Genomic DNA, 11,960 nt, shown 5'->3' with positions numbered 1-11,960 from the left:
AATGATGTTACTTAGAGTTCTAACTAATGCGAATGCGGAGGAAATAACAATGAGAAAACCCGTTGAAAACACACCATTTTCTAATTTGATTCGAGAGATCGGGATGAAACTAAAAAGTACAGCTGATGCCAGGCTGAATGAGCTAGGGCTGAATTCTCAGCAAGGACGCATGATTGGCTATATTTTTGAGCATCAAGAAAAAGGTGTGATCCAAAAGGATTTGGCGGAAGTCTTTAATCGAAAAGGAGCGAGTATCACCAGTATGCTTCAAGGGTTAGAAAAGAAAGGCTATATCAAGCGTGTCACACCTGAGAATGATGAACGGCAGAAGAGTATTTTTGTTTTGGAAAAGGGTGCGCTTTTGGTCGAGGAGTTCAATGAGATTTTCTCTGAGGTAGAAGCAAGCATTACAAAAACACTACGTCCGGAAGAAACAGCTACCTTAAAGTCTTTACTACAAAAAGTTAATTCAAGTCTATAAACGTTCGGAGGATTAATCATGGAAACCGAAGTCTCCAATCAATATTATTTAGAATCGGCGCCGATCAAGAAGGCAATAGCTCATTTATCCATTCCTATGATGATCGGGATGTCTGTAGGTACCATCTATAATGTAATCAATGCTTATTTCATTGGGTTACTCCACAATACTAGTATGCTGACTGCCATTACGCTGGGTCTACCCATTTTCACAGTCTTAATGGCCTTTGGGAATATGCTTGGCGTTGGTGGAGGAACATTTATTACAAGGCTAGCGGGGCAAAAGGATACGGAGAAGGGGAAGAAGGTTGCCGGATACACTTTTTATGGAAGCATTATAGTGGGTATTCTTATTGCTCTACTAGCGATGTTAGCGATGGATCCAATTACGCGATTACTAGGCGCAGATGCTGCTACTCTAGCCTTTACTAAGGCTTATGCTTTGACTCTTTTCGCCGGTGGATTCGCCATTGTGCTTAATTTTGCCTTGGAACAGCTAGTCCGTTCCGAAGGTGCCTCCAAAGAATCGATGTACGGGATCTTCATCAGTACGGCTTTAAGTTTAATTTTTGATCCACTCTTTATTCTTGTGCTGAAGTGGCATGTGGCAGGTGCTGCGTTGGCGATGGTTTTAGCGAATGTGGGTTCCGCGATTTATTATGTGTATTTTTTAGAAAAGAAAAGTGAGCATTTAAGGGGATTTTTGAAGCATTTCAAGATATCTGTACGAGATCAATTAGAAGTATACAAAATAGGAGTATCGGAGTTATTGCAATTTAGTTTTGTGATTGTGAGCACGCTTTTGTTAAATAACTTCGCGATTCAATATGGAGAGAATGTGGTTGCTGGATTTGGTGTAGCCTTAAGAATTGTGCAAGTTCCGGAATTTTTATCCATGGGCTTATTCTTAGGTTTGATTCCACTATTTGCATTTAACTTTGCTAGTCAAAATATGGCGAGACTTAAATCAACGATTAAACATGCTTTTGCCTATATCGGAGGCATTGCATTTGTCTTTGTAGGTCTAGTGTTTTTGTTTAGAGGAACGATCTTGCATTTCTTCTCTAATGACCCTTCCGTGTTAAGTATGGGAACTTATATTTTGGTAGCCATGTTAATCTCTGCTTTATTTAATGGTTTTACAGGTTTGTTTATGAGTGTTTTTCAAGCGACCGGACAGGGGATACCAACTAACATTATGGCCATCACACAAGGCGTATTGTTTATCCCTATGATTATCGTGTTACATTCTGTCTTTGGACTTCATGGCGTGATCTGGTCAATGACCATAACAGAAGTTATAACGAGCTTGATGGGTGTCATCTTGTTTATCATTTTTAGTAAAAAGCTTAAAAGCACGGGTGGGGATGGAAAAGATATTGTAGAGGTTGCGTCGGTGTAACAAAAGCTTTGCTTTACGTAAAAGCATAGAAATATAGTGGATGGCGGGAGCGTGGCTCGCGCTTTTTTTGCAAATATAAAAAAGTATAAGTTTTACAATATACTTTATGTCTTATATTTCTCGTATAAACACCTTTGGCGTCCTTATAAGGACGCTAAAGGTGTTTATACTTGGTTATCTAGAAGGTTTCATGACCGAAGGATCGGTAAAATTAGTTCCAAAATGAACAATTATAGTTCTTATGATCAATGCTTACTTTTTCTACAATTAGGGATAAGTAAAGGAGGAGAATTATGATACGAAAATTTCATCTTAAAATGGATACGCGCGAAGCGATCGCTGGGTATTTATTCGTCACTCCACTAATGTTGGGGCTGATCATCTTGACCTTGATCCCTGTCCTGGGTTCACTATTATTAAGCTTCACGAACTGGAACTTTGTAGCTGGTCTAGGGGGGATTAAGTTCGCGGGTTTCGATAATTTCATAAGGCTGTTTCATGATGATGCCTTTATGAAAAGCTTGCTGAACAATTTGCTCTTTATTATTACAGTACCGGTTACGATCATCGTTGCTCTGCTGTTAGCTATCCTGATTGATAAACAGGTTTTCCTGAAGGATTTATTTAAAGTGATTTACTTCCTTCCCTACATTTCCAGTGTAGTTGCCATCGCTATGGTTTGGCAGGTTATGTTTCACCCTTCCCTAGGGCCTGTCAATCAATTTCTGATGTCGCTGGGATGGGATTCTCCACCCAAATGGCTGGCTGATATCCATTATGCGCTGCCGTCGCTGATGATGATCCAGATTTGGATTCAGCTCGGGTACAACATTATTATTTTTATCGCGGGTTTACAGAGTATTCCGAAGGATCTTTATGAAGCGGCTGATATTGACGGTGCCAATGTCTGGCGGAAATTCCGCAACATCACGGTTCCCTGCATTTCGCCAACTACCTTTTTCCTGCTGGTTACAGGGGTCATCGGCTCCTTTAAAATCTTTGATCTCATACAAGTACTGACACAGGGCGGACCGGCTAACTCCACGACCGTTATTGTCTATGAGCTGTATGACACTGCCTTCAATCAATTGAAGACGGGTTATGCTTCTAGCATGGCACTTGTCCTGTTCCTCATCTGCCTGATCATTACAGCCCTGCAGATGTTAGCGCAAAAAAAATGGGTCAATTATTAAAGGCGGAAAGGAGAAATTACAGTGAGAAAAGAGCTTCTATCCAGAACCATCTGGACAATCGCAATGGGACTGCTAGGTATCGCATTTCTTTTACCCTTTCTATGGATGTTATCCACTTCCTTTAAACTGGAGAAAGATGTGTTTAATTTTCCAATAGAATGGTTGCCTCAGCAGTGGAATCTTATTGAAAATTACAAACAGGTTTGGTCCGGTGATTTCGCTCGTTATTACGGAAATTCCATTTATATTACGTTGGCTACGACTATAATTAATGTGCTGATATGCGCATTGGCGGCTTACGGGTTCTCCAAGCTGCGTTTTCCGGGTAGAGATGCAATGTTTATAGTTGTATTGGCCCTTTACATGGTTCCTCCACAGGCTTCGCTGGTTCCGCAGTTTCTGCTGTTTAACTGGTTGAATCTGATTGATACACATTTAGGGTTGATCTTAATTAACAGTTTTAGTATTATTGGTGCGTTTATGCTCAAGCAATTTTTTATGGGGGTAAACAACGAGTATCTTGAATCCGCGCGGATAGATGGAGCAGGTCATTTTCGTTCGTTTCTACAAATTGCCTTTCCGCTGATCCGTCCTGCTGTTGCTACTTATGCTATTCTACGTTTTATCTGGACCTGGAACGACTATCAGTATCCACTCATTTTTTTGAAGTCTAAAGAACTGTTTACTATTCAGTTAGGTATTAGGTTGTTTGGGGACCAATACGGGGATGTCTATTCCCTTATGATGGCTGGTGCGGTGTCCGCAATACTGCCGCTGCTGATTATTTTTGCTCTTGGTCAGAAGCAGGTTATTGAGGGGATTGCCCTCGGCGGTGTGAAAGGATAATAAAAGTCAAAATAGTTTCTCTTCGGTAGAATATGAGAACTTTCCTCATCTATCCTGCATGTTAGGATGTTCTTGTAAGCAGTTACATAGCACTAGCTGTAAGACGAGGTATGCCCAACACATTTATAGGAGGGTCTATATGAAAAAGAAATTATTATCCGTGCTTATGATCTCATCAATGGCGTTGTCACTCACCGCATGCGGTGGAAATGCGAAAACAAATAATGCAGGAGCGACAAATGCGCCTGACACTGGTGGAAATAAGGAGCCTGCAGCAGAGAAGGTTACGCTGAAGCTGAGCACCTGGCAGACAGAAGCTAAAGCGAAGTGGAGCACGATTATTGCGGAGTTTGAGAAGGCGCATCCCGACATTCATGTAGAAGTGGATCTACTAAATGAAAAAGGCGACTCTGTTGCCTCCATGCAGAAGCTGGATTTGATGGCCGCTGCAAGTGACCCGCTGGATATTGTCGAATTGCCGTATACCAACTATTCGCAGCGTGCAGATATCGGTGTGTTAGCACCGATGGACGAATATATTCAGAAAGAAGGGTATAAGCTCTCCGATGAATATCTAGTGGATACTACGGTCAATGGCAAAGTCTATGCGTTACCGTCATCTATGCAGCGCTGGTTCGTGCTTCTTAACAAAGAAATGCTAGATGAGGCGGGCCTGCCGGTTCCGACCGACTGGACTTGGGCGGATTTCGAAGAGTATGCCAAGAAATTGACTAAGGGTGAGGGTGCAACGAAGCGTTTTGGCGCATATCTGCATAATTGGCCGGATTATTTCCAGCTCCAGCTAATGAGTAAACCAGAGGATAATACTTTCCTGAAATCTGACGGAACCTCCAATGCCCTGGACCCGCAATTTAAGGCTAATCTGCAGATGATGAAGAAAATGATGTACGAAGATAAGAGTGCTACTCCTTACGAGGATATTATTTCGCAGAAGCTTGCCTACCGGAATCAGTATTTTAACGGTTTAGCAGCGATGCTTCCGATGGGTGACTGGATGGTTGCGGAATCGGGTGGAACGGATGCCATTCCAGCAACTTTCGTTACCGCGTTTGCGCCGATCCCTCGACTGGATAGTGAGAGCAAACATTACTCACCTGTTCAGCCAACCTATATGGGGATAGCTGCTAAATCCAAGCATAAGGAAGCTGCTTACACCTTTGTACGCTGGTATACCTCAGAAGGGCTGGAAATCGGCGGACGTGTCTTCTCTGGCTGGGCGAAATCGGACACGAACAAATTGGTCGATACGATTGTAAGTGGTTCTAAGGATCCATCTAAGATAGATGTTGATTCATTGAAATTTACAATGGAGAACTCGAATCCTGGTGCGACGCAAGTTCCGGCTAAATATGCGGATGAAGCTAAGAACAACGTTATTCCAGAAGCGGAGATGTATCTCCTTGGCCAACAGGATCTGGATGTCACTGTTACCAATATCGATAAGAAAATTTCGGAGGTCGTTCAGAACAACAGCGGAAAGTAGGCGGAGACTGATTGTACGCTTCCCCAAGGGGGCTTATAATGTGGGGGCAGGAAAGCATTTCTGCCTCCTGCTCCAAATTTAAAACAGATATGGGGCCTGTCATCCGTGTTTAGAAAGCATCAATCACTTCGAATGAAACTTGTCTGGTCTTCAATGATCTGCGTACTGATCCCGCTAGTCTGCATTTACATGGTTACAGATTACTTAACCCGGGATCTGATTCTGGAGAAGGCCGTTGGCAGCGCAAGAGAGTCTCTCAATGCGTCCAGTGCCAATATGAATGCCATTTTTGAACAAACGCTGGAGCAGTCCAATTTTGTGCTTCAGAACAGCGAAATTAGGCAGATGATGTCTGCTGATCCAGAGACACTCCGTTCAGCGAAGCATATCATCCAGTATAACCGTATGTCACGGATGCTGGATGATATGTTCGTTCTGACAGAATATTTGAAAGTAACGCTAATCGGAAAGAATGGATTTATTTATACCAGCTATCCTTATAGTGACTTTAATCCTTCAACCTTTTATAACGAGCAGTGGATGTCGCTTCTGAAAAAAATTCAACCGATCTCGACCTATTGGAAAGCGGAACACGATACTTACTATAATTACTCGGATAAGAGTTCAGTGGATTGGGTAACCATTGCAAGACCCATTCAATCAACCTCCAGCAGCACGATCGGATATATGATTATCAACATCAATGAGCGCAAACTCCGCCCTTACCTGAACAATGACAATGGCAAAGAGATGATGCTTTTGGATGACAAGGGAACTGTAGTCTCGCATGCTGACAAGGCCCGAATAGGTGAAACGATGACGTGGCGGAAAAAGGATGGCGAGCTTGATACTGTCGAAATTAACGGGGAGAAATTCTTATATGTAGACCAGGAACTGAGCAGTAACAAATGGCGGATGGTAAGCATTATTCCATTGAAGGATGCCTTATCGAAGAATAAGCAGATTTTATTTATCAGCTTAGCCGTGCAAATTCTATTCTTTACCTTGTTTTCCGTTCTCTTAACTGTTCTAATCTCTAAGCTGACTCAGCCCATCGTGAAATTAAGTGCTTTTGTAAAGCGAATAGGCCGTGGTCAATTGGATGAACGTTCACTAATCCGTGGGAATAATGAGGCGGCACAGCTGGCCCGTACCATTGACCAAATGCTAGATCGAATCGAGTCCATGATTGAACAGATCACCTATGAGCAAACAGGAAAAAGAAAAGCTGAACTGGAAATGCTGCAGGCACAGATCAATCCGCACTTTATGTTTAATCTGTTGAATTCGATCCGGTTAAATATTCTGATGCAAGGAGACAAGGAGAACGCCGAGTTGATTGGTTCGTTGTCGTCTTTGCTCCGTATGACCTTTAACAGAGACAATGAGTTTATCCCGCTTCGTGAGGAGACAGATACGATATCTCATTATGTGACTTTGATGAATTTTCGCCATGCCAATCAGGTCAGGCTGGAAATGGATTTAGCAGATGGAACTGCTGAAGCACTGGTGCCTCGGTTTATGATTCAGCCTATGATCGAGAATGCGATCATCCATGGTTTCGAGCAATTTGGTGGTGAGATCTTTATTGAAGCTCATATTGTGGCAACTTCGGGAATGCTGGTTATCACGATTAAGGATAATGGCATCGGCATGTCAGCGGAGAATTTAACAAGACTTCGTGAAACCGCATACAGCAGCGAGCAAATTGCAGATGAGGACAGAAGAGGGTTCTCCGGCATAGGCTTACGCAATGTGGCCCAACGCCTCAGTATGATTTACGGCGCTGCTTTCAAGCTGAATATTCAAAGCGAACCTGATGTAGGGACGGAGATTTGTTTGGAGTTTCCTCTGGATGATGGAAAGGTGGGTGTGGTGAATGCTGACGGCAATTTTGGTGGATGATGACTATCCGGTGATCCGTTATTTGTCGCAGGCTGTGCCTTGGAGTGAGCTCGGGATTGAACTCATCGGGTGTTATTATAGCGGTCTCGAGGCTTGGGAAAAAGCACAGCAGAATCCACCGGATCTGATTATTACCGATATTGGAATGCCCAAGATGAACGGACTAGAGATGCTTGAGAAATTCAGAGCGGTGAACCCTGGAATCCGTGCGATCATTCTCTCCTGCCACAACGAATTCAAGTACGCTCAGCAGGCACTTAAGCTTAACGTGGGGGAATATATTTTAAAGGAATCTCTGGATATCGATCAGCTGCAGCATGCCCTTAGAACCCTTGTAACGGAAGTGGGCCTGAACAGGCAGCGGCATACGGAGATGCTGGTATATAAGCAAAAACAGTCTCAAAACCGCGCCGCGCTGAAGGAAAAGTTTCTAAAAGATACCTTGTACCAGTCCTGGGACAAGGAGGCTTGGATCGAGCAAGCCCGGTCAAACGGAATTATGATCCATGCTAAGAACTATATTCCGGTGCTTATTGTGATTAACCGCCCTGAGGAAGTTTCGAGGGTACGCCGAATGAGTGAATATACGATTTCTTTTGCAGTTGAGAATATCATGCAGGAAGTGCTTGAGGCTGATCACAGTCTGTTTATTTCGAGATATAGTCATAAGGAAATTGTCATTCTTTTTTGCAGTGACAAGCCTTCTAAAGACCACCAAGTGATCTATCATTCAATGCAAAATGCAGCTGCAGCCGTGCAAAAATATCTTAAGCTGTCTGTCTCCTGCCTATTTGGCGCTGAGGCGCGCAGTCCTGAAGAAATTCGTGGGACATTACAGCGGATGCTAAGGGAGAAGACCCAACGCTTTTATCTGCCAACAGCAGGAATTCACCGTTTTGAAGAGATTTGCTTTTCAAAGGAAGATATTTATGCCCAATATGGAAGCATTTACGCTGTTATCAATGATGATATTGCCTTGAACAGGGAAATAGAGCTTCGTGTTCATATCAAGGAATGGAGAGAATGGGTGGCCTCGCAAAAGTTCCATCCCAATGAAGTTAAGGAATGTGTGCTCCGCTTGCTGATGGACTTGCAAATGAAGACGAAACAGCTGTTGCAATCTCCATTGCCTATGGCTGAAGAGAAGCTGTTTAATGTGGTGGGTGACATTGAAACCCTGGAGCATTTGGAAGATTGGCTGGTTCAGTACTTGGAGGAATTAGCCCGGAAAATAAGTATGTTCTCCATCAAGTCCAAACGGAGTGAGGTCATCAAAGCCCAGCAGTTCGTGATTAGTCATGTAACGGAGAAAATAACGCTAGAGGACATGGCAGGACGCTTGAACTTGAATGCCAGCTATTTCAGTCGCCTCTTCAAAAGGGAAACGAACCAGAATTTCATTGAATATGTAAATATGCTAAAGCTTCAGAAGGCAAAAGAACTGCTTAATCAGTCTGGAAAGACTGTAGAAGAGATTTCCGAATATCTGGGATATGCGAACAAAAGTTATTTCATCAAGCTGTTTAAGCGAGAAATGGGCATGCGGCCTAGTGAATATGCGGCTTGGCATTGAGTTTGGATTGGGAGGGACCATTACTGTGGAACTGAAGGGTACTAAAAATGAATTACAGCTGTTCTTAAATGATCTGTATGCTCCGCTAGAGCAACGATTTACTGCTGGTCATGCAGGAATCGAGATGGGAGCTACAGGATCTATATATAATGAAGCGACTGCGCTTATGGAAGCCTTTGCCCGTCCTTTATGGGGGCTTGTTCCCCATGCCAGCGGTGGAGGAGAAAGTGCGCTCTGGCCGATGTTTCTAGAGGGGATCATTAACGGGACTGACCCGGAGCATGAAGAATATTGGGGTGAATTCTCGACCAAAGACCAGCGTATGGTGGAACAAGCCGTCCTGGGACTGGGGCTTGCTCTTGCGCCGCATAAGCTGTGGGAACCATTGAGTGATGTTCAGAAAATGCAGGTATATAACTGGTTGAACCAGATCAATCATGTGGATCGCTCGAATCCGAATAACTGGCTGATGTTCACGGTTCTTGTCAATGTGGGCTTTAAGAAAGTCGGATTGCCCTACGATCAAGAGATCATGGATGATTATCTGGAGAAGATTGACACCTACTACTTGAGTGATGGATGGTATTCCGATGGGCTGACCGATCAGAGAGACTATTATATTGCTTTTGCTATGCATTATTATACGCTGATATATGCTAAATTGATGGCGGAGGATGATCCTCAGAGGGCTGCAGTTTACCGGGAAAGATCCGCGCAATTTGCCAAGGATTTTATGTATTGGTTTGCTGAGGACGGAAGTGCGATTCCTTTCGGACGTAGTCTGACCTATCGTTTTGCACAGGTCTCTTTCTGGAGTGCGCTGGTGTATGCCGAGGTGCTTCCTTTCTCATATGGCGTTCTCAAAGGAATTATAATGCGTCATTTTCGTTGGTGGTTTGAGAAGCCTATTGTGGGAATAGACGGATTACTAAGTATCGGATATGCTTACCCGAATCTGGTAATGACGGAGAACTACAATGCCCCCGGATCACCGTATTGGGCCTTTAAAGCTAATCTCATTCTAGCCTTGCCGGACGATCATCCTTTCTGGCAGGCAGAGGAAGAGCCGCTACCTGAATTGAAAGAGCTACGGGCTCTCCAAGAGGCGCGTATGCTGGTGAGTCGTCCGGAAGGAAATAAGCATGTTATTGCCTATACCTCTGGTCAGATGGCGAACTTTGATATGGCCCATAGCGCAGCTAAATATTCCAAGTTTGCTTACTCTACGCTGTTCGGCTTTAGTGTACCGAAGGCGGGTTACGGGTTGGTTCAAGGCGCTTACGACTCTACGCTGGCACTGTGCGAATGCGATGAACATTACCGGGTACGCAGATTTTGTGAAATGTGGGAAATTGGAGAGCGTTATGTATATTCCCGCTGGCATCCCTGGAGTGATGTACAAGTGGAGACATGGATTATTCCGGCAGGTTTATGGCATGTCCGTATTCACAGCATTCATAGTGCCCGGCATCTAGATCTAGCAGAAGGTGGATTTGCTATTGGCCAGTCTGCTGGCTTCTCACGTAGTGAACGGGAAATCATTAATGTAACTAACACGGCCGTTTCCGTGCAAATGCCTTGGGGAATAAGTGCTATACATATGCTAAACGGCTTTGACCGGGCAGAGTGCGTGTATCCTGAACCCAATACCAACCTGCTGAAGCCGCGGACACTTCTTCCTAGCTTGTGTACTCGATTGGAGCCCGGAGATCAGGTATTGATGTCTGCTGTCTTCGGAGCAACGAATACGCCAGAGAACCAGTCAGCACTAGCTTTGCCACCAATTATTAAGCAGCATTCGGATGGAAGGATTTCTGTATACGATTCCTGTAACGGTGAACTGCTCTATACTGCTGACTTATCGGAAAGGAGAAACAAAGATGTGGAATAAGGCGATTGAGGATGCGATTCACAAAATTAAGAGAAATATTGCTAACCATCCGGGCAAACTGCCTCATATAGCAGAGGGACAACAGTACGAATGGGGAGACAATGATGATTGGATAGAAGGATTTTATGTAGGGATGATGTGGCTTGCTTATGAATATAGCAAAGATCCAAGCTATAAGGAGGCGGCAGCCTCTTGGTTAGGTGACTTCAAGCATCGTTTGGATCATCATATTGCGCTGGATCATCATGATATAGGTTTCTTATATTCACTTACTGCTGTAGCGGAGTGGAAAATAACAGGCAGCGAAGCGGCACGGGCTGTCGGTCTACAAGCTGCGGATACGCTATGCAAGCGCTGGCGTGAACCAGCCGGGATTCTTCAGGCATGGGGCTTGGAGAATGACCCGGAAAATGCGGGACGCATTATTATTGATTGTTTGATGAATTTGCCGCTGCTGTTCTGGGCGACAGAGGAAACGGGGGACAATCGCTATTATAATATAGCTCTCCAGCATGCGCTAAAGAGTCAGAAATTTCTTGTGCGCGGCGATGCTTCCTCTTACCATACGTTTTATTTTGATCCGGTCACTGGAAATGCAATTCGTGGAGGAACACATCAAGGCTATGAGGATGGGTCGACTTGGACACGGGGGCAAGCCTGGGGAATATATGGATTTGCTCTAGCTTATCGTTATACACGAGAGGAAGACTTTCTTAATACCTCTAAAAGTCTGGCCCATTACTTTATCAGCCATCTTCCAGAGGATAATGTGGCGTATTGGGATTTTGATGTGCCAGTGGAAGCGGGTACGCCTCGCGACAGCTCGGCTTCGGCCATTGCGGCTTCCGGTCTAATAGAGCTGTTGGATCTTCTAGATGCAGATGACCCGGACCGCGCTGTTTATGAAGATGCCTTACTCCGCAGCATGAAATCCTTGGTGGAACATTATGCGACCTCTGGGAATCCGGAGTCGGAGGGGCTTCTAAAGCATGGTTCTTATCATGTCAGAGGTGGACGTGTGCCGGATGGTCACATGATTTGGGGAGACTATTATTATTTGGAAGCACTGATCCGTATGCAGACCGGAATCCGCGGGTATTGGTAGTAGATGAATGGAACAACGGTTCATTCACGTAGTGACCACAACGAGCGTCAACATACATCCT

9 protein-coding genes are annotated in these 11,960 nt (G+C 44.3%); all 9 read left to right on the top strand.

Features of this window, described 5'->3' with window-relative positions; all coding sequences use genetic code 11:
- Positions 1–49: 49 nt before the first annotated feature.
- The 9 genes from M2444_RS08410 (at position 50) to M2444_RS08370 (ending at position 11,899) form a co-directional block, all read left to right on the top strand.
- A complete protein-coding gene (locus M2444_RS08410; RefSeq protein WP_094869473.1) occupies positions 50–481 on the top strand; it encodes a MarR family winged helix-turn-helix transcriptional regulator in 432 nt (143 codons plus the stop codon).
- Positions 482–499: 18 nt separating this feature from the next.
- Positions 500–1,882, top strand: coding sequence for an MATE family efflux transporter (locus M2444_RS08405; RefSeq protein WP_280786707.1), 1,383 nt, complete (start codon positions 500–502; stop codon positions 1,880–1,882).
- A 293-nt stretch (positions 1,883–2,175) separates the two neighbouring features.
- Complete coding sequence (locus tag M2444_RS08400; RefSeq protein ID WP_094869471.1) at positions 2,176–3,075, top strand: carbohydrate ABC transporter permease; 900 nt, start codon at positions 2,176–2,178, stop codon at positions 3,073–3,075.
- A gap of 63 nt (positions 3,076–3,138) precedes the next feature.
- Complete coding sequence (locus M2444_RS08395) at positions 3,139–3,921, top strand: carbohydrate ABC transporter permease (protein ID WP_094869525.1); 783 nt, start codon at positions 3,139–3,141, stop codon at positions 3,919–3,921.
- Between the two features lie 139 nt (positions 3,922–4,060).
- Positions 4,061–5,425, top strand: coding sequence for an ABC transporter substrate-binding protein (locus M2444_RS08390; RefSeq protein ID WP_094869470.1), 1,365 nt, complete (start codon positions 4,061–4,063; stop codon positions 5,423–5,425).
- 105 nt (positions 5,426–5,530) lie between these two features.
- Positions 5,531–7,330, top strand: coding sequence for a cache domain-containing sensor histidine kinase (locus M2444_RS08385; protein WP_256990506.1), 1,800 nt, complete (start codon positions 5,531–5,533; stop codon positions 7,328–7,330).
- Positions 7,305–8,903, top strand: a complete 1,599-nt coding sequence (locus M2444_RS08380) for a response regulator transcription factor (protein WP_094869469.1) — start codon at positions 7,305–7,307, stop codon at positions 8,901–8,903. Before M2444_RS08385 ends, M2444_RS08380 begins: the two co-directional genes overlap by 26 nt.
- Positions 8,904–8,928: 25 nt before the next feature.
- Positions 8,929–10,794: a DUF2264 domain-containing protein gene (locus M2444_RS08375; RefSeq protein ID WP_256990507.1), complete on the top strand. Its 1,866-nt coding sequence runs from the start codon at positions 8,929–8,931 to the stop codon at positions 10,792–10,794.
- Positions 10,784–11,899 (top strand): glycoside hydrolase family 88 protein, encoded by a 1,116-nt coding sequence (locus M2444_RS08370; RefSeq protein WP_280786706.1) that lies wholly within the window; start codon positions 10,784–10,786, stop codon positions 11,897–11,899. The genes M2444_RS08375 and M2444_RS08370 overlap by 11 nt, the downstream gene beginning before the upstream one ends.
- Positions 11,900–11,960 lie beyond the last annotated feature (61 nt).

The sequence above is a fragment of the Paenibacillus sp. PastF-3 genome, assembly GCF_029893135.1.
GTDB classification, from domain to species: domain Bacteria; phylum Bacillota; class Bacilli; order Paenibacillales; family Paenibacillaceae; genus Paenibacillus_AQ; species Paenibacillus_AQ nitricinens.
The sequence above is the reverse complement of the archived record's forward strand: the minus strand, read 5'-3'. Positions and strand labels throughout refer to the sequence as shown.

Bases quoted from the DNA above. Each gene is read 5' to 3' on its own strand.
- M2444_RS08410 (WP_094869473.1), top strand. From the start codon at position 50: ATGAGAAAACCCGTTGAAAACACACCATTTTCTAATTTGATTCGAGAG.
- M2444_RS08405 (WP_280786707.1), top strand. From the start codon at position 500: ATGGAAACCGAAGTCTCCAATCAATATTATTTAGAATCGGCGCCGATC.
- M2444_RS08400 (WP_094869471.1), top strand. From the start codon at position 2,176: ATGATACGAAAATTTCATCTTAAAATGGATACGCGCGAAGCGATCGCT.
- M2444_RS08395 (WP_094869525.1), top strand. From the start codon at position 3,139: ATGGGACTGCTAGGTATCGCATTTCTTTTACCCTTTCTATGGATGTTA.
- M2444_RS08390 (WP_094869470.1), top strand. From the start codon at position 4,061: ATGAAAAAGAAATTATTATCCGTGCTTATGATCTCATCAATGGCGTTG.
- M2444_RS08380 (WP_094869469.1), top strand. From the start codon at position 7,305: ATGCTGACGGCAATTTTGGTGGATGATGACTATCCGGTGATCCGTTAT.
- M2444_RS08370 (WP_280786706.1), top strand. From the start codon at position 10,784: ATGTGGAATAAGGCGATTGAGGATGCGATTCACAAAATTAAGAGAAAT.